The sequence below is a fragment of the Oscillibacter sp. genome (assembly GCF_040505565.1).
Classification (GTDB): Bacteria; Bacillota; Clostridia; order Oscillospirales; family Oscillospiraceae; genus Oscillibacter.
The window spans coordinates 1-18,652 of record NZ_JBEUWZ010000001.1 but is presented as its reverse complement, the minus strand read 5'-3'; the positions used below and the strand labels follow the sequence as shown (position 1 = coordinate 18,652).

14 protein-coding genes are annotated in these 18,652 nt (G+C 55.8%); 4 read left to right on the top strand and 10 right to left on the bottom strand.

Features of this window, described 5'->3' with window-relative positions; translation table 11 throughout:
- Positions 1-205: 205 nt before the first annotated feature.
- The 8 genes from ABWQ15_RS00070 to ABWQ15_RS00035 all read right to left on the bottom strand — a co-directional run bounded on the left by ABWQ15_RS00070 (position 206) and on the right by ABWQ15_RS00035 (position 7,455).
- Positions 206-613: an RbsD/FucU domain-containing protein gene (locus tag ABWQ15_RS00070; protein WP_353906779.1), complete on the bottom strand. Its 408-nt coding sequence runs from the start codon at positions 611-613 to the stop codon at positions 206-208.
- Between the two features lie 12 nt (positions 614-625).
- Positions 626-1,237 carry a KpsF/GutQ family sugar-phosphate isomerase gene (locus ABWQ15_RS00065; RefSeq protein WP_353906778.1) on the bottom strand — a complete coding sequence of 204 codons (612 nt, stop codon included), beginning with the start codon at positions 1,235-1,237 and terminating at the stop codon, positions 626-628.
- Positions 1,238-1,320: 83 nt separating this feature from the next.
- Entirely contained in the window at positions 1,321-2,319 is a 999-nt protein-coding gene (locus ABWQ15_RS00060; RefSeq protein WP_353906777.1) for a ribokinase, read from the bottom strand.
- 146 nt (positions 2,320-2,465) lie between these two features.
- On the bottom strand, positions 2,466-3,389 hold the full coding sequence (locus ABWQ15_RS00055; RefSeq protein ID WP_353906776.1) for a dihydrodipicolinate synthase family protein: 924 nt from the start codon (positions 3,387-3,389) through the stop codon (positions 2,466-2,468).
- Positions 3,390-3,442: 53 nt separating this feature from the next.
- On the bottom strand, positions 3,443-4,780 hold the full coding sequence (locus ABWQ15_RS00050) for a TRAP transporter large permease (RefSeq protein WP_353906775.1): 1,338 nt from the start codon (positions 4,778-4,780) through the stop codon (positions 3,443-3,445).
- Position 4,781: 1 nt separating this feature from the next.
- Positions 4,782-5,402, bottom strand: coding sequence for a TRAP transporter small permease (locus tag ABWQ15_RS00045; protein WP_353906774.1), 621 nt, complete (start codon positions 5,400-5,402; stop codon positions 4,782-4,784).
- A gap of 147 nt (positions 5,403-5,549) precedes the next feature.
- Complete coding sequence (locus ABWQ15_RS00040; protein ID WP_353906773.1) at positions 5,550-6,620, bottom strand: sialic acid TRAP transporter substrate-binding protein SiaP; 1,071 nt, start codon at positions 6,618-6,620, stop codon at positions 5,550-5,552.
- A gap of 64 nt (positions 6,621-6,684) precedes the next feature.
- A complete protein-coding gene (locus ABWQ15_RS00035; protein WP_353906772.1) occupies positions 6,685-7,455 on the bottom strand; it encodes an IclR family transcriptional regulator in 771 nt (256 codons plus the stop codon).
- A gap of 325 nt (positions 7,456-7,780) precedes the next feature.
- Between ABWQ15_RS00035 and ABWQ15_RS00030 the strand changes: the two genes are divergently transcribed.
- Positions 7,781-8,227 (top strand): NanQ anomerase/TabA/YiaL family protein, encoded by a 447-nt coding sequence (locus tag ABWQ15_RS00030; RefSeq protein ID WP_353906771.1) that lies wholly within the window; start codon positions 7,781-7,783, stop codon positions 8,225-8,227.
- A gap of 330 nt (positions 8,228-8,557) precedes the next feature.
- On the opposite strand, the gene ABWQ15_RS00025 is transcribed toward ABWQ15_RS00030, so the two are convergent.
- Together ABWQ15_RS00025 and ABWQ15_RS00020 are read right to left on the bottom strand one after the other, a co-directional pair.
- Entirely contained in the window at positions 8,558-11,863 is a 3,306-nt protein-coding gene (locus tag ABWQ15_RS00025; protein WP_353906770.1) for an S-layer homology domain-containing protein, read from the bottom strand.
- A 186-nt stretch (positions 11,864-12,049) separates the two neighbouring features.
- Entirely contained in the window at positions 12,050-12,253 is a 204-nt protein-coding gene (locus ABWQ15_RS00020; protein ID WP_353906769.1) for a hypothetical protein, read from the bottom strand.
- Between the two features lie 347 nt (positions 12,254-12,600).
- On the opposite strand from ABWQ15_RS00020, the gene ABWQ15_RS00015 reads away from it, so the two are divergent.
- From ABWQ15_RS00015 to ABWQ15_RS00005, 3 genes are all read left to right on the top strand, one after another.
- Positions 12,601-15,078, top strand: coding sequence for a LuxR C-terminal-related transcriptional regulator (locus ABWQ15_RS00015; protein WP_353906768.1), 2,478 nt, complete (start codon positions 12,601-12,603; stop codon positions 15,076-15,078).
- A gap of 105 nt (positions 15,079-15,183) precedes the next feature.
- Complete coding sequence (locus tag ABWQ15_RS00010) at positions 15,184-15,414, top strand: DUF2442 domain-containing protein (RefSeq protein ID WP_353906767.1); 231 nt, start codon at positions 15,184-15,186, stop codon at positions 15,412-15,414.
- 29 nt (positions 15,415-15,443) lie between these two features.
- Positions 15,444-18,652: S-layer homology domain-containing protein (locus ABWQ15_RS00005; RefSeq protein ID WP_353906766.1), on the top strand; the 3,209-nt coding region annotated here is incomplete at its 3' end.

Here is an 18,652-nt window from a genome sequence, read left to right as displayed (position 1 = left end):
CGGAGGTTAATCCTTACATTTCCAATATACAACCCCCGAGCGTCCCTCTGCAAGACAAAAGTTTCGGCCTCTCTGGGAAAAGGTAGATTTCAGTGCCCGCCTCCGGAACCACCAAGCCCAGGCAGCCGTGTCCTGCCCGCTCGAATCGCACCCATTGGCAGATACCGCCGCCCGCGGCGCGGACGGCGGTATCAAGTCTCTGTTTTTACGCGCAGCCGACGGTTAAAAGCACATTGGAGAAGGTTCTTCTCTCTCCGGTGGAGACAGCCAGACGCAGGCACTTCTCGCCGCAGGCATCGTAAAATTCCCAGCGGCCCAGCACTTCCATGGGGACCTCTGGCAAAAGCTTTTCAAACTCACTGAAAATCTCCGGTCTGGAGCCGTCCTCCGGCTGCATCACTTCCATCTTTTCAAAGCAGCAAGCAGACAGCAAGGCTTCCAACACTTCGGTTGCGGTGGGAAGGCCTGGCGTCAGTCCCAAAAATACCTTTTCGGCCTCGCCTGATTTGGATGCCACGGGATAGTTCCCGTCGGCGATGAGTACCTTGTCCCCGTGGCCGCAGCGGGACAGCACCCGCATGATCTCCGGATGAATCAGTTTTCCTGTCAGCATAACAATCTCCCCTTACCTTTCATCTTCCCGAAGCATGCCCAGCTTTCCGCCGGGATGACAGCGGACGTACTGCTGCGGCGTCCAGTCCCGTTCTACCTGAAGCGCCACGCTCAGAGCCTGAAGCGTCAGAGTTTCCGCCAGTATGGAATTCCGGGGCGCGCGGTTCAGCGGACCACCCTCCGCCCCCACACCGGCATAGAGAAACGCATCGGACTCGTGCGCCAGCCAGCTGTCCGGATTTCCGGATACGCCGATAATTTTGCCGCCGTTGTTCTTGACCGCCAAAACGGTGGATTCTAGCTCCCCGGTCTCGCCGGAGTTGGAGATGGCGATCACCACATCCCCCGCCTCCAACTGTCCGCAGGAGCCATGGACAGCCTCGGTGCCGTGGAGAAAATAGCAGGGGTTACCGGTGGAGGATAGCAGGGACGCCACATATCCGGACACATGGCCGGGTTTGCCGATGCCGGTGACATGGAGCCGCCCACCCTTGGCCTGAGACTCCCGGATCAGGTTCACAGCCTGTTCATAACACGCGCTGTCAAGCTTTTCCGCAAAGGCGGAAAACTCGTTTCGGGCAGAGGTCAGAAATTCCTCCACTGCCTGTTTGCTCTCATTTTTCATGCTTGTTCCCTTTCTGACAAAGCAGACGCAGCCGCCCGCAGCCGGACGGCTGCGCCGTTGTGAAAAATCTGCAATTTTAGATTTTATCTAAGCGCATCCAGCTCCGCCGGTTCGAACCCGGTATACTCCCGCTGCCGCAGCAGAGACTGCACCTCTTCCATCGTGGGCAGGGACGGCATCGCCCCCATCCGGGACACGGTGATAGCGGCCGTGTGGCTGGCAAAAGCCAGCGCCTGCGCCTCGGGCAGTCCCGCGGTGACGGCGGTGCAGAACGCCGCCACGAAAGAGTCTCCGGCAGCGGTGGGGTCCTTTACATCCGGCATCTTCACGCAGGGGGTATAGGAAACTCCGTTAGCCCCGGCCACGGCGGAGCCGTTTCCTCCCAATGTGATAATCACATTCTCCACGCCCTTTTCCCGCAGGGCGGCGGAGACAGCTTCCATGTCCGCCTCGTTGACGCCGCTCTCGTCCGCCCGCAGGGGCAATCCCGCAATGGCGGCGGCCTCATGCTCATTGGGAGAAAGATAGGTGACGCAGCTCAGCAGCTCCGCCGGCAGCTCCGCCGCCGGGGCAGGGTTCAGCATCACGGGAACGCCTGCAGCCTTTGCATACTGCGCCACGGCAATGTTGATCTCCATGGGAATCTCCAGCTGGAGCATCACCAGATCAAAGCGCCCGATCTCGTCCTTCAGCCAGGCGATCTGCTCCACAGTGGTGGAGTAGTTGGCCCCGGGAACCACGGTGATCCGGTTCTGCGCCCCATGCTCGGTAACTTCCAAAACAATGTGGCCCACGCCGGAGGACTTGTTCGGGTCCACCAGCACATGGCTCACATCCACACCGGCGCGTTTGGCGGTTTCCGTCATCTCCCTGCCGAAGGCGTCCGCGCCCACTTGACCCGCCATGGTGACTTCCGCCCCCAGACGTGCGCACTGGACGGCCTGATTCGCACCCTTTCCGCCGGGAGCAGTGCGGAAATCGGTGCCAATAATGGTCTCGCCGGAGGCGGGGGCTTTGGGCGTGGACGCGATCAGGTCCATCATAAAGCTGCCCACCACCAGAATTTTCGGTTTTCTCAACATAACAAGGCTCCTCTCTCTGCGCCCGCGTATAGTAATCGTTTAACATCAACTGCCTACATATTACGATACTCCGCGGCAAAATGCAAGGGTGCACCGCACAATTTTCCGGTACGCGATTACCGAAAACTGTGCGGTGCTTTCCGTGATCAAATCCCCAGCTGTCTGCGGACGTAATTCTCCATGGCGATCAGGGACTCCACCTCGCCCCGGGCATTCTTGTCCAGTTTTGCGTAGTCGGCGCTGCGGCAATATGCGCTCATAGGAACGTCCACCAGCTTCTGATGATACTTGCAGTTGCAGGGATAGATGCGCATTTCGATCATGCCGGCCATGGTCAGGAAGTGCGCCACCATTTGCGCGCGCTCCGGGTCGGAGTCCCGGTGGTCAAAGGCCCACTTGTAAAGTTCGGGGTGGAAGTTGGCCATAACGCCGCAGTAGCCCGCCGCGCCGTGGAGCACGCTGTCGTACCAAGACTGGGCATTTGCGTTGAAAATCTTCAACGCCGTACCCTCCACGGCTTTCAGCCGCTCCCGGATCAGCTCGTAATCGCAGCAGGTGTCCTTCAGAAATACCATCCGCCCGCCCTTGCCCGCCTTGCGAAGGAACTCGGTGGAGACCAGCCGCTTCCAAGGGGCAGGGCACTCGTAGATACCGAAATCGATCTCGGGGTACCGCTGGAAAATCTCCTGGGCATTGGCCTCGAAGGCGGCCTCGCCCTCATGGTCCTGATCCAGACGGTTGCTCACCAGAACATAGGCGCCGATGCCGGGAATCTTCATCATGTTCTCGATCTCCCGGAACTGGGTGGGCTTGTCGTCGGCAGTATGGCCGGAGGCCACGATCTGGATGCGACCACCCACCGCGTCGGCGGTGGCCTTGGCGATATCCAACTTCTCCTGCTCGGAGAGGTAGAGCATCTCGCTGGACTGGCACACGGCAAAAATGCCGGTGCAGCCCTTTTCAACATACCAGTTGCTCAAAAGTTCGATGGCCTTAAAATCAATGGTCTTATCATCGTGATAAGGGGTAATCATTACCGGCCAGATACCGGGAGCAATGGAAAAAGCCATAATAATTTTCTCTCCTTAAAGATATAAAAGATATGCGCTCTTCAGACTTTTGATTACATCATGTGGAACATCCGGGGCAGGAACAGCACCACGTCCGGGATATAGGTGATAATCGTCAGCACGATCAGCATGACCACAATGGGCCATTTAATTTCCTTGATAACATCCTTCAGCGGTGTACCGGAGATTCCAGAGGTGATAAACAGGCACATGCCAAACGGCGGCGTGGAAAGACCCACCATCATATTGAAGACAATAACGAGGCCAAAGTGGATGATATTTATGCCCAGGACCTGCGCCACAGGCCACAGAATGGGGATCATAACCAGCTGGATCACAGAGGTATCCACGAACATGCCCAGAATCAAAATGATGAGGTTCACCATCAGCAGGAAGATATACTTGTTGTCCGTGATGCCCAGCAGCCAATTGCCGATCATAGTGCCGATCTGCTCCTTGGCAAAGATGAAGGAGATGGTGGAGGCGGCACCCACCATGATGGAGACGGAACCGGTGGACTTCACCGTATCGATTAGAACCTGCTTGAATCCTTCCCAACTCAGTACGCGATAGCCGAGCAGGGCTACGATCAGGGCATACAGACCCGCGATAGCGCCGGCCTCGGTGGGCGTCATGACGCCGGTGTAAATGCCGATCAGCAGGATCACAGGGGTCAGCATGGCCCAGATGGCTTTCAGGCAGTATCTGAGATAGGCACGCAGCTTCGGCGGCGCACTGCGGGGATATTGGCGCGCCCGGGCGATGAAGAAGACATACACGCACAGCGCTATAGCCAGCAAAACGCCAGGGACCATGCCCGCCATGAAGAGCGCCCCCACGGACGCATTGGTCAGCATGGCATAGATGACCATGGGGATCGACGGAGGGAAAATAGGGCCGATGGTGGCGCTGGCGGCGGTAATAGCGCAGCTGAAGCCGTCGTCATACCCCTCCTGCCGCATGGCGTCGATCTCCATTTTTCCAAGGCCGGAGGCGTCCGCCACAGCGGAGCCGGTCATGCCGGAAAACACCAGAGAGGCCAGTACGTTCACATGGGCCAGGCCGCCGTGGAACCGGCCCACAAGGCCCTTGCACACGCCGAATACGTACTCCGTGATCTTGCCGGCGTTCATAACGTTGGCAGCGAAGATAAACAAAGGCACGGCGATGAGGGTGCCGTTGGTAAAAATCTGTTCAATGGTCTTCTGGGCCACCAGATGGAGACTTCCCGATTCGCCCATCAGTACCGCGCCCAGCGGCTGGCCGGAGGTGACGGCGCCCAGAATGAAGTAGGTCATGCAGGCGGCAATCATACCGGTAGGAATCGGCATGCGCAGCACGAAGATTAGGACAAACACCACAAGAAAACCGATCAAAGGCAGATATTCCATATTATTTGTCCCCCTTTCCCATACCGTCATCGATGTCGGCGTTTAAGTGAATGCTCTCCTGCCGGGCGGCCTCCTCTATGGCCTGTTCGGCCTCGGATTTGCTCTCGCCCAGCATTTTATCTATATATTTTTGATCGCCCCGCAGGACCATAATTTCCTCATAAATATCAAGAAGCGCGTATACGAGGATCACTGCCAGGAAAATTACATAGGGGAAGAATACCAGTGTCTTCGGGATTTTCAGAATGCTGGTGACCTGCGCCCGTTCCATCTGTCCCCAGATATACTGAAGCGAAGGAATAAATGCCGCCGCGAAGGTTACGGAAATGATGATGTTGCCCAGCATGGCGGTAATCGCCTTGCCCCTGACACTCAGCGCGTCATACAGCAATGTAAAAGACACGTGGGCCTTTTCACGCTGAGCAAAGCAGGCTCCCAGCAGCACCAGCCAGAGAAAGCACATCTGCTCCACCTCCAGCGTCCAGGATTGGGGATTATTGGCGACATAGCGCATGAAGACCTGGAAGCAGAAGATCAGAAACAGCGCCACGAAGGCGATAATGGGAATATATAATTCCACACAGTTGCGGATAAACCGCCCAATTTTTTTAAGGCCGTCCAAAAACAGCCCTCCTTTCAAAGGGAAATTCGATCACGGATAAGTCGTACATTAGGTCAAGATTTGGAACGTCGTTCTCTATGTGAGTTTTGAAAAGAGCCGGGGGGCCGGAATACCAGCCCCCCGGTCGGGATTTCAACGATCTGAGATTTAGGCCATGCCCTGGATCTGGGTCAGCAGATCCTTGTCCCAGCTGTCGGAGATGGGGTCGTTCAGATAGACGTTCAACACGTGATCGGCAAAGGCTTTCACGTCTGCCTGATAGATTTTTATGCCCTGCGCCTTCAGGAAGTCCTGAACCTCGGACTCGGTCTTCAGGTTCTGGTCATCGCAGGACTGACGGGCGGCCGCCACAGCCTCCATCACCCAACCCTGCTGGGTGGCGGTCAGAGAATTCCACTTCTTCAAGTTGATGGTGGGCCACACGGAATCAACCAGATGATTGGTCAGGGAGATGGACTTCTGAACCTCATAGAACTTGGCGGACTTCACGGTGGGCAGGGGGTTGTCCTGACCATCCACGGTGCCGGTCTGCAGCGCCAGATACAGGTCGTTGAACGCAATGGCGGTGGGATTTGCGCCCATAGCCTTGCCCAGGAAGACCCACGCATCGGAGTTGGGCATCCGCAGGTTCACGCCCTTCAGGTCATCGGGAGTGGTGATGGCGCGATCCTCAGAAAGGCTGATCTGGCGAGTCCCCAGATAGTAAGCGCCCAGCGGCAGAATGCCCTGCTCGTCAGCGATCTTCTGGAAGACCTCCTTGCCGATATCGCCGTTAAGTACCTTGGTCATATGGTCATAGCTCTGGAAAATGTAGCCCGCGGTGAACATGGAGACCCAGGGAGAGCCGTCGGTCAGCCAGGAAGCAGAGGAGTAGATCATGTCCACATCGCCGTTCTTCAGAGCGTCGGTCTCGGTGTCCTGGCCGTACAGCGTGCCGGAATCATAGCACTCAACCGTCATATTGCCGCCGGAAATCTCCTCCAGCTTTTCCTTAAAGACCTTCTGGGCGGCGCCGTGTGCGTCGGTGGGTACGGCGGTGATGGAGAAGACCAGGTTTACAGGCTCACCCACGTCGCTGCCCGCAGCGGAGCCGGACGCGGAACCGGACGTCGAGCCGGACGCGGCGGGGGTAGTGCTGGAGCTACCGCAGCCGGCCAGCATACCGGCCACCATCACGGAAGCAGACAGCATTGCAAGAGCTCTTTTCCAATTTTTCATCAAAACATCCTCCTAAATCAAATTTAAGCTTATTTACACGCCTTCCGGCGTTGGGATACAAAATTCAGTGGTAGATGCGCTCCCGCATACGCTGGGCGGTGTCGATCACCAGCTTGGAGCAGCGCAGCAGCTTTTCGTCGGTCATAACGCTGGCGGGACCGGAGGTACTGATGCCGGCCACCAGCCGTCCCGTTCCGCTGAACACCGGCGCACCCACACAGCGGACGTTATACTCCCGCTCGCAGTTGTCAATGGAATACCCCCGCCGCCGGGTCCGCCACAACTCCTCAATGATCTGATCATGATCCGTGACCGTGGCATCGGTAAAGGGCGTGCGGTCTGGGGTGATGTGCGTCTCCCACTCGTCCTCCGGCATAGCGGAGAGGATGGCCCTGCCGATCCCCGTGCAGTACAGCGGCGCGTGTTCGCCCAAAATGTCGCGGTAAGGCAGCTCCTGCATCCGGGCAACGGGATGGGCCACATAGAGATAGAGGACATCCGTTCCGTGAGGCAGGCCGAAGTAAACAATCTCGCCGGTCTTGTTGGCCAGATCCATAAGCAGATCGTATACCGCCCGGGGATAACCCAGGTGCTGGTTAATGATATAGGAAAATTCCAGCAGCTGCAAACCAAGCGTGTACTTTCCGTTAGGCTGCTTTTCAATGTATCCGCTCTGCTGAAATGTGTTCAGGATGTTATGGGCATTACTCTTGGTAATACCGTTCATCTCCGCCAGCTCTGTCACGCCAAGCTCGGGTGACTGCACTGAGAAGCACTCCAGAATCCGTAGCGCTTTCGCTAAGGATTTTACTTTTGGGTCCTGTGCCTGATCCATCTCAGTTCCTCCCGCCGTTCATCATTAGAGAACGCTCTTCTCTATTTCAATACAATTATACAAAGCAGCAAGGATTTGTGCAAGTGCTTTTGAAAGAACTGTGATTTTTTTGAATTTATTCGATTACATTGGTTTTAATTTAAGCTTACGTTTCTTAATAATGAACATTGTTTTTTAATTTTTGTATGAAACGCCTTTTCGGCGCGGGACTATTTTCCGGCTTACGGTTTACACGGGGTTACATTTGGGCTTATACTTTCAGAAATAAAGGAGCGGCCTCATACCGCTCCTCATAGCCGCATGGCGGCTGAAGGAGGAACAATTCATGCTTTATGACACACTGGAGAATCTCTGCGCGTATTCCGCCCTGTCCCCCCGTCTGGCGCGGGCCTTTCGCTTTCTGGCGGAAAACGATTTTTCAAGTCTCCCCGACGGCTGCTTGGAGCTGGACGGACAGGACGTATATGCCAGCCTCAGCACCTATGAGACTCGACTCATCAATGATAAGCCGGAGGCCCACCGGAAGTATATCGACGTACAGTTTCTGCTAAGTGGCTCGGAAAAGGTCGGTGTAGCCCCTCTCTCCGTCATGAAGGAGGAAGTCTCCGGAGACGAGCAGGGGGACATATGGTTCTATCGCGGGCCCACGGAACCGCTGACTCTTGGCGGCGGCCGGGTTCTGGTTCTATGGCCTCAGGACGCTCATGCCCCCTGCGTGGCCGCCGGCGTGCCGGAAACAGTGCGAAAGTGCGTGGTGAAGGTCCGTGTATAATTCTTTTTTCGCTTGAAGCAGGGATTCTCACCAAAGATGTCGGCGTCAGGCCTATTTTGCGCCTTGTCCGGGGCACTTAACTATAAGATTAAATGAAACTGTCCGCGGACTGTCGAATTCCGGCAGCCTGTGGACAGCTTTCGGCCCCAGACGGTATGGCATCCGTCCAGGGCCTCTTATAAAAAATTTTGGGCCACACTCCGAAATCAACGCAGCAAACTCGGGGGCAGTCTTTGCTTCCGTCATTTGAAAACACCGCGTATATTTTCACCGGCGCCGCGTTAAACGCGGCGCCGGTGATTTTTCGTCGGTCCGGGAACTGCACCCCACTTACTCGGCCCGTTCCATCCGCCAGACGATGGCGGATATCTGACCGCGGGTCATGGTGCTGGATGGTTTAAAGGTGCTGGTTCCGCTGGAGAAGTACCCCTCCACAATGCCGGCGGCGCTCAGCGCCTGCACGTATACGTCACTGGTGTCCGTAAAGGGCTTCACGCTGGAAAGATTGGACAGGCCAAGCCGCATGGCCTTGGCGGTGATCTGCGCCACCGCGAGACGGCTGATGGGCCGGTCCAGATCGCTGTCCTTCACACCGGTAAGCAGCCCGTCAGCCTTGGCCCGGCTCAGATATCCGCTGAAAGGGTGTTTTCCCGTGGGGGCCTGTGTTCTATAATTGGAGGCCAGCATGATGAGCTTCAGAGCCTGCCCATAGGTCACGGTTTTGTCCGGCCGGAAATATCCGTCGGGATAGCCGTCGATCACCTTTCCGTCGCTGAGCTCCGCCACATACTTATAGCACCAGACGGATGTAGTCACATCGCGGTAGCTCTTCAGACTGCCCACGATGCCAAGGCACAGCCTGCCGCTGGCAATGGCCCGGTCGGAGCTGTTATACGCCACATACGGAATCTCCACGGAGCCGGTAAAGCCGGTGGCGGGGACGAAGCGAAGGTCACTGATCCGCCCGCTGCCGGAGCTGGCGGAATAGGTATAGCGGGTGTTGGTATTGGCCTTGGTGGAGCCTGTGCCCACATAGATGGTCCCCTTAGAGGAAGCGGGAAGCTCCAAAAGCTGAATGCTGTACAGCGAGGCGTTGGAGGATACGGCTGCGGCCACGGCACTGTAGATAGCGGAGCTAGGGAAGGTCACGGAAGTATTCATTGGCGTGGCCCCGTAGACATCCTGCACCGTCACGCTGTTGACGCTGATGAGAATATTGCCCTGCGCAGAGCGGTTGTTGGTACTGTACGCGGTGAAGGGAATGGTCACGCAGTAGTTGGTGCCGCTGGGAACATAGGTCAGCTCACTCAGCGCGTACTGGCTGGTGCCGGTGGGGCTGAAGTACAGCAAATGATCATCGCAGTTTGACGAGGTCAGCCGCAGGTTGGACGCACCGTAACTGCTGACGCCGTAATAGTTGTAGTACAGTGTCCCGGTCTGCGGCACGCCCCCCAGCTTCACGGACTGGAGCACGGAGCCAGAATAGGCTTTGTTCAGGAACCGGGTAATGTCGTTGGGATTGATCTGAACATTGGTGCTACCGGTGGTGTAGTACCGAACATCCCCGCGGTTGACGGCCTCTTTCGCCTGAATCACCAGCGAACCGTCCACATAGCGGTTGCTGTCGTAATAGGCGCGGAACGTCAGAGTCGTACTGCCGGTAAAGCTGCTGGAGGCTACAAAGCTCAGGTCGTCCAGCGCATAGTCCCCGTAGCTGGAACTGTTGTAATAATAGGCATAGCTGGTGAGATTGGACTTGGTGAATGCGCGCTCATTTCTCCCGCCGCAGTCATAATAGAAGGTACCGCAGGACGTATCGTAGGAACTGCTGGACAAGAAACTCACATACCGAAGGTCATAGCCGGAATAGGAGTCCTGGAACACGCGGTTGAAATCGCTCCGGTCGAAATTCACTTCCTCCCCCTGGCTTACCTGATAGGTAATGGCGGATGCCGTGCCACTGATCTGGATCTCCATCGTGCCGTCCACATAGCGGCTGTTTGAGTAATAGGCCCGAAAGTTGACGCTGATTGTCTTCTTTGCGGCGCTGCCGGCGGCCACAAAGCTCAGGTCGTCAATGGGATAGGTACCGTAGCCAGAGCTGCTGTAATAGTAAGTATAGTCGTCCACGGAGGTCCGGGAAAATTCCTGTTGATTGGATTTCCCGTAATTGTAGTAAAACGCGCCGTCGGAGGTGGAGAAGGAACCCACAGAGGTGAATTCCACCCAGCGGACCGTGTCGGAATAAGCGGTCTGATAAACTCCGTTGAAGTCGCTGCTGGCCAGAGATACCTTCTGTCCCGGCCGCACCGTATAGGTGATCTTGGTGCTGGCGGTGTCTGTAGTGTTGATAGAGAGCGTACCCTGAATGGTGCTGTATCCGTCTGAGGCGGAATAGGTCACGGAGTAGGTCCCCCTCGTGCCGGAGGGGACAAAATACAGGTCCGTGATGGGATAGCTACCGCCGCTGTAGGAATAGGTCCGTCCGGTGAGGGAGGCCTTTCCGCTATTCGCATACAATATGCCGTAATACGAGTTGGAAACGGTGGTAAAGGTCACGGTGGTAAAGCTCCGTCCGGCCACACTGGCAACCAGGCTGTTCAGCTTGTCACGCACCACAGTGCCAACCGTGACTTCCGCAGTTTCGGCAACGTCCACCGACGCATTCTGGTTGGAAGCCGTCATGGAGTAGACCGCGTAGTAAACGACGTTGGTGGACACGCCTATCACGGCGATCTGGGCGGAGGAGTAGATGGTCTGCCCGGTGTAGACGGCGGTGGTGCCTGGGTCGGAGGTGGTCCAGCCTCTGAAGCTATATGAGCAGTTGCTGGCATTTTTCGCGGGTGTTCCGGGATTCGTCGGGCAGGCGCCCTTATTGATGTTGCTCTGAGACGCAAAGGTGCTGCCGGAGTTTATAAACGTTACGGTACACTTCGCGGAGATCGGCAGACCGCCGCGTCCGCAGATATCACAAACACCGTCATTATTTTTGTCAACATGGGCTTCCTTTGCGGAGGTTCCTTTGCAGACTGTGCAGATTCTCCAGTGATATGATGCATCGGTGGTATAGCTGCTGTCATACGTATGAGCCGCTCTGGTTCCGCTGATTTCCTGCTTGCAGACCGAGCAGATATGCCAGTGAGATGTCGTATCGTAAGTCCATGCGTCGGACGGGGTATGGGGAAGAGCGGGGATAATCTCCTCCTTCTGATAACCGCAGTGATCCATGCATTCGTAAATGTTCTTGCCGGTGCTAGCGCAGGTAGCCGGTATCGTAGAGGTCGGCGCGGATGGCATATGATGCTCTTCACATTCCATTTCCTGTCCGCAGACATCGCAGACCTTCTGATGATGTATCCCGTCTTTTTTGTCCTTCCATCCTGCTGTACACACATGGGACGCTACATCGTTTTTTTCAGTGCAGCCTTCGTCTGTACAAGCGTGCCAATGATTTGTCGCATCGCTTGACCAGTTGGGGCTGAAATGATGCACGGTCGCAGGCGGGTCCGTTGTCGAACTGCTGCTGCCGGAACCGTCCCCGGAAGCCGGATCAGCTATTGCGGGAATCACCGTTCCCGCCAGCATCAGGGCCGTCAGCAAAAGGGCCGGCAGCCTTTTTTCCCAAAACTCTCTCATGTTCTCCCTCCATTGCGCGCATTGCATGCGGTTACATAATGTCTGCCTTTAACATAGCGGAAAACCCATATCCAGTCATGAACAAATTATGAACATATTTCCATTTTTGCCTTTCAAAGAGGGGAAAACTCATCGGACGTTTCCGGCGTCACAAAGCCCAGTCACCACGACCATAGAAACGATGATTCAATAACCCGGGTGCTTTGGCAACTCTCTCAAGTAAAAAATAGATTCTTCAAAATCTCCGCTTATCATACCAAAAAATGCAAGAATCCGCAATAGAATTTTCAATTCGACCACGTGACGGTGTTCTGCTTTTCGTGCCGCAGATAGAATCATCTCGTTAATTTCGCCCAGGATCTCCGGCGTCAGGCGCTTGCGGAAGTACACCCCCTCCGGCAGCAAGGACGTTGCGGAAATCGGCAAGCAGGCAGCGGAGATGTGACGATTACAGCTACTGCGGCGGACACTCCCGCGCTCTCGGCAGACGCCAAGACCGCCATCGGCTCAAGACCGGTCTATGGTCTCAAGCCAAGATGGAACCAAGAAGCGATTTCCAAACTTCTTTCAAAGGAAACATCATCCTATTTTCACTGCAGACGATAAAAACAATTTGCAAAGATCTTTTTAATGCAAGTCAACTACGATACTTCTTATTCTTGAAAACTCCCCCTCTCGGAAGTATACTTATGACAAAAAGGGAACCCGAAAAAAAGGCTTCACAGGAGGTCGCATCGATGCCAAAACAAAAGATATTTAACTCCAGAGCCATCTATTTTACCGACAAGCTCCGGCACCAGATGGAACAGATTCCCGAATTTCCCTGCACGCTGATCGAGGCCCCCATGGGCTACGGCAAGACGACGGCCGTGCGGGAGTATTTAAAAGACACGGACGCCCATGTTTTGTGGCAGCGCATCTACGACGACTCCGCCACCGGCTTCTGGACAGCCTTCTGCCGTCTTCTGCGCGAGGTGGACGCGGAGCGTGCCGAAAGCCTTGAAAAGCTTGGTTTTCCCAACGACAGCGTCACAATACAGGAGGCGCTCAGGCTGATTGGAGAAATGACGCTCTCCGAGGAAACTATCCTTGTGCTGGACGATTATCATCTTGTCAGCGCCACCGACGTGAGCAGCTTTGTCCATTGTCTGATCGTCAGCGAAATCGAGCATTTCCATATCATCCTGACGGCGCGCTTTGTCGAGCGGTTTCGGATTGAAGAGCTGTCACTCAAGGGGTACCTGTATCACATTGAGAAGGAATTTTTCGAGTTCGCACCCGGTGAAATCGCCGAATACTATAAGCTCTGCGGCGTAAGCCTGCGCCTGGACGAGGCAAGCAAGCTGTCCAGACTTACCGAGGGCTGGATCAGCGCCCTGTACCTGCTGCTGCTCAGCTTTCGGGAAACAGGCAGCCTGACGAACACGAACAACATTCAAAAGCTGGTGGAAAGTGCGATCTATGAACCCTTTTCACCGGAAATCAAGGAGTTTCTTTTGAGCCTGTGCCTGTTTGATAATTTTACTCTTGGACAGGCCGTTTACATGTGGAGCGGCGCAGAGGCGGGCGCACTTCTGGCGGAGGTTCGGCGGAAGAACGCATTTATCACCTTCGACGCGGAAACGAAAACCTATCAGATGCACAACATTTTTACCGGCTTCCTGCGAGAAAAGCTGGAAACACGAGATGCGGCTTATCAGCGGAAGCTCTATCAAAAAGCCGGGCATTGGTGTCTGGACGTCGGCGACTACCTGACCGCAATGCAGTATTTCCATGCGGCGAAGGAGTATGACAGCGTGCTTCACGCGGCAGAGCTTGACAAAGCCAGCAGCTTCGGCGCCGAAAAAAAGGCGCTGATCATTGCGTATTTTGAAGCCTGTCCGTCTGCGTGCAGAATGCGCCATCCCATCGCCCTGCTGGTCTACGCCATGGCGCTTGTGACGTTTAACGAAACAGCTCTGTTTGAGAAGACCCGTATGGAGTTGGCGCAGCTGATACAGACCGACGGTTTAGACGATGAACGCCGTGACAAGCTGGCAGGCGATCTGGAGCTGTTGACAAGCTTTGGAAAATATAACGACATTAAGGGCATGTCAGAGCACCACAAAAAAGCCTGCGCGCTTCTTAAAAAGCCCTCCGGCTTTATGGACACCACAGGCAGCTGGACGTTCGGCTCCCCCTCCGTGCTGTACATGTTCTACCGGGAGAGCGGTATGCTTGACCAGGAAATCCGTGACATGAAGGAGGCCATGCCGTACTATTACAGGCTCACAGACGGGCACGGCACGGGCGCGGAGCACCTGATGGAGGCAGAACGGCACTTTAACAGAGGCGACACGGAAAACACGGAAATCGCCGTACATCGGGCGCTGTATTCAGCCGGAGAGGCCAATCAGGCAAACATGCTCCTGTGCGCGTATTTTTTGCAGGCCCGAATAGCTCTCTCCCGCGGCGATTATACCGGCGTTGAAAGTTTACTGCGACGCATACAGGAAACGATGGAAAACAAGCGGCAGTATGTGCTCCTCCACACCGTCGACCTGTGCCGAGGCTTCATCGACATTTGCCTTGGGCGCACGGATAGCATCCCTGGTTGGCTGGCAGAGGGGGATTTTGATTCCAGCCGTCTCTATTTCCCGGCCAGAGCCTTTTACAATATCATCTACGGTCGGGCACTGCTGCTGCGCGGGGAATACGCCAAGCTGCTGGGCCTCTCCGGACAGTTGTTTGGGATCGCCTCCATTTTTCCAAATGTGCTGGCGCAGATCTATACACACGTCTATGTCGGCGTCGCAAATCAGCGGCTCCACCGCTTGGATGCCGCAGCCGATGCTATCCGGCAGGCGCTGGCGCTGGCGAGACCGGACGAGGTCTGGATGCCCTTCGTAGAAAACGGTGAGGAAATAAGCCCCATTCTTGATGCGCTTTTGCGCGAGGGTACATATCGGAAGGACATCGCGCGGATACGGGCGCTGCAGTTCCCCTACCAAAACGCCTTGAAGGATATTCGGGATAACCATTTCAACGAAAACAAACCAAAACTGACCGAGAGGGAGTCGGAAATCGCCCGCATGGCCGCCGAGGGCTGCTCAAACCGGGAAATTGGTGAGCGCCTGTTCATCTCTCAAAACACGGTGAAAACGCAGCTGAAAAGCGTTTTCGAGAAGCTCGGCGTCAACTCCCGCGTACTTTTAAAGCAACACGTCGACCGATAGCGCACAAAATTTGTTGCCTAAAATCACCCACTGGGTGATACAGAACCAAAGAAATCCACTGTACAATACATGTACGGTGGATTTTCTGTTTTGGAGGTGACGAAAATGAGTAAAATCACCGGCCTTACGCCGCAGGAGGATTATCGGTTGGAGGTCAAGTTCGATAATGGCAGCAGTGTGATATTGAGTTTAAAGAGCCGACTGGAGACGATACGATTCGGTATGCTTTCGGATAAGGAATTATTCGGGCGGGCCACTACCGACGGCAACTTTATCCGCTGGGACAATAAGGTTGAAATTTCAGTCAACGAGCTGTTTCAACTGGCACAAAAATAACCGATCAATTTTTAAGGAGGAAACAATGAATGAACCCGATTAAAAAGCTTTTGAGCGTTCTTCTCACTGTGTGCATGACTTTGTTCCTGCTGCCCATGGCGGCGCTGGCGGTGGAGGAGCCGAATAACTATTTGGTGACAGACGAGAACAATGTCGATAGGGGTACATATTCGACTCTGGCGAACGCGGTTGCCCACGCGAATTCCGGGTGGACAATTCTTGTGATCAACAGCTCTGGCTCCAGCTCCATTGACGAAACAACCCCCGTCACCATCAAGAACGGGAAAACCCTCACACTCAATCTGTGCGAGCAAACGCTGTCCCTTTCGTCTGACAGCGGGACGCCCCTGACCGTCTCCAGCGGCGGTCGCCTGACGGTCACAAACAATGGCACGTTCAACGTGACGACGACGGACAGTGAGCCCGCCCTTGTTGTCAATGGCGGCACCCTGACACTGGACACAAGCTTTGCGGCCAACCCGGAGATTCATGTTACGGGAACGAAAATTGGCCTGTCCGTCACGGACGGCGGCAGCGCCACGGTAACAAGCGCCACGGCAACCGGAGCTTCCTGCACGGGTGTGGCTGCGGATATGGCGACGGTTGTCATTATGGGCGATGTAACCGTATCTGGTGCAGACAGCACCGGCGTTGATCTGCGCGAAGGCGCGCTGACGGTCAATGGCAATGTCACGGCCACCGGCACAAGCAGTGTCGGCGCCGTTCTGCCCGCAGGCGGAGCAAATAACACGATCACAATTAAAGGCAGCCTGACAGCAAGCACATACATTATGGCAAACGGCTCTCCGATGACCATTTCCGATGGCATTAACGGCATAGGCGTGGACATCGGATACAGGATATACAGCGGAAGCGGAGGCACTCAGATCGTGAAGGTGAAGATGCCTGTGCAGAATACAGATACAGCGGAGTATTACCCGTTTCTGTCGAACGCGTTGGAAGAGGCCGCGAACGGCAACACCATAACCCTTCTCGCCAATATTACCGAATCAGTCAACTATACGGTTTCGACGGGTAAAACCATTACAATCGACGGCGGCGGATTCAAGCTGACCGGGCAAGATTCTGCCACCGAATCCGTCGCGCTCACCCTGACCGGCACAGGCACGGTTATCTTGAAAGGCCTGACGCTGCAGGGCGGCACTTCGACCGGTGCGAACGGCGTCAGCATTGGCCTTAGAACAGGCGGCATACTGGATATCCGGAGTTATGGCATAGTCTCCGTCAAGGGCGGCACGGCCGACAATAGCTATGGTCTGGATAATTCCAGTTCCGGTACGCTGGATGTGACGAACGCCTCCGCGTCGGGTAACTTTATGGGAGTAGGCGCTGCAAACAACGGTCCGGGAACGGTCAATGTTGGCGACGCCCAAGGCAATGCTCTGCAAGGCATAGGAGCTGCCAACTCAGGCGCAGGCACGATTAACGTGACGAAAGCCGAAGGTAGTCTGTGCGGTGTAAATAATCAAAGCACCGGTACCGTAAACGTGACGACGGCCACCGGAGTGTTTTTCGGCGTATATAATGTGAGCACCGGTATTGTAAACGTGGTAACAATCATCTCCTCCGACGTCGCCGTCAAGAACGACAGCAATGGCAAGGTCAACGTCAAGACAATCACCAGCGGTACGTTCACAACCACAACCAACATGGACGTCGCAGCTGTCACTCTGAATAAGGGGACAGGCGCAAGCTGCGTGCTGGATTCCATCACCGTCGCGAAGACGGGTAACACCACGATCGGCACGCTGCCCAGCGTCTACAAAGACGGCGCGTACAACAATACATGGTACACAGACAGTGCAAAGACAACAGCCTTCAGCGGCACGACCGTGACTGGTGCGACGACGCTTTACAGCAGCTACTATATAGCGGACGTAAAAGTCAGCACTGCCGCCATTTTCGGTGTGACGGCTCCCGTCAGGGGCGCTGCGCCTGTGACCAGCCTTGCGGAAACGCCCGAATATACGTCCGCCATCGCATGGTCGCCGGCGGTGAGCGGGACCTTTACCGCGAGCACCGTTTACACGGCGACGATCACCCTTACGCCCAAAACAGGTTATACCACAACGGGCGTCGCCGCGAACTTCTTCACCGTGGCGGGTGCGACGGCGACTAACAGCGCCGGTTCAGGTATTATTACCGCCATCTTCCCCACCACAGCGGCGGCCGACTCGGGCAATCCCAGTACAGGCGGCGGCTTTTACGGCGGCTCAACCACCACACCTAAAACCTCCGTCTCCGGCTCGACGGCCACAACGACGGTGACGCCCACCGTCTCCGGCGGTGTAGCATCCGGCTCCGTTACCGCCGACCAGATGAACGACGCACTTGCCAAGGCGAAAACGGCAGCTGGAACGAGCGGTACGCCTGATGTGAAAATTCAGATTGATGGGGCCTCCGGCGCGAGCCGTGTCGGCACGACAATTCCGCACGCCTCCATGCAGGCTCTCGTAAGTGGTAACGCAGCGGCGCTCACGATCTCAGGCCCGACAGGCTCCGTCAGCTTCGGCGCAGCGGCTCTGAAAACCATTTCCGGCGCGGCAGGCGGCGATGTGACCGTTACCACTTCTAAAGTGGACACATCCACGCTCCCCGATGCGGCAAAGCAGGCCGTGGGCAGCCACCCCGTCTATGAATTCAGTGTGACGAGCAGCGGCAAGACGATTTCCCAGTTCGGCGGCGATGTGACCGTGTCCGTTCCCTACACCCCGGCCTCCGGCGAGGACACGAACGCCATCGTCATTTACTACATCACCGCAGACGGCACGCCCACCCTGGTACCGGATGCGCGCTATGACGCAGCGACGGGTACGGTGATCTTCACCACCACGCACTTTTCAACCTATGCTGTGGGCTATCACAAAGTGGCGTTCAGCGACGTGGCGGAGGACGCCTGGTGTTACGATGCGGTCACGTTCCTCGCGGCCCGCGGTATCACCGGCGGAACGACCGAAACAGCGTTCAACCCCAATGCAACCTTGACCCGCGGTCAGTTCATCACGCTGGTCATGCGTGCCTACGGTATTGAGCCGGATGAAAGCGCGGCGGATAACTTCTCCGACGCGGGCGACACCTATTACACCGGCTATCTGGCGGCGGCAAAGCGGCTGGGGATCTCCAACGGTGTGGGTGGCAACAAATTTGCCCCGAAGCAGGCCGTCTCCCGTCAGCAGATGTTCACCCTGCTGTACAACGCGCTGAAGGCAATTGACCA

Coding starts and splice junctions, on each gene's coding strand:
- ABWQ15_RS00055 (WP_353906776.1), bottom strand. CDS start 3,389: ATGGCTTTTTCCATTGCTCCCGGTATCTGGCCGGTAATGATTACCCCT.
- ABWQ15_RS00015 (WP_353906768.1), top strand. CDS start 12,601: ATGCCAAAACAAAAGATATTTAACTCCAGAGCCATCTATTTTACCGAC.
- ABWQ15_RS00060 (WP_353906777.1), bottom strand. CDS start 2,319: ATGTTGAGAAAACCGAAAATTCTGGTGGTGGGCAGCTTTATGATGGAC.
- ABWQ15_RS00030 (WP_353906771.1), top strand. CDS start 7,781: ATGCTTTATGACACACTGGAGAATCTCTGCGCGTATTCCGCCCTGTCC.
- ABWQ15_RS00050 (WP_353906775.1), bottom strand. CDS start 4,780: ATGGAATATCTGCCTTTGATCGGTTTTCTTGTGGTGTTTGTCCTAATC.
- ABWQ15_RS00070 (WP_353906779.1), bottom strand. CDS start 613: ATGCTGACAGGAAAACTGATTCATCCGGAGATCATGCGGGTGCTGTCC.
- ABWQ15_RS00065 (WP_353906778.1), bottom strand. CDS start 1,237: ATGAAAAATGAGAGCAAACAGGCAGTGGAGGAATTTCTGACCTCTGCC.
- ABWQ15_RS00010 (WP_353906767.1), top strand. CDS start 15,184: ATGAGTAAAATCACCGGCCTTACGCCGCAGGAGGATTATCGGTTGGAG.
- ABWQ15_RS00035 (WP_353906772.1), bottom strand. CDS start 7,455: ATGGATCAGGCACAGGACCCAAAAGTAAAATCCTTAGCGAAAGCGCTA.
- ABWQ15_RS00040 (WP_353906773.1), bottom strand. CDS start 6,620: ATGAAAAATTGGAAAAGAGCTCTTGCAATGCTGTCTGCTTCCGTGATG.
- ABWQ15_RS00025 (WP_353906770.1), bottom strand. CDS start 11,863: ATGAGAGAGTTTTGGGAAAAAAGGCTGCCGGCCCTTTTGCTGACGGCC.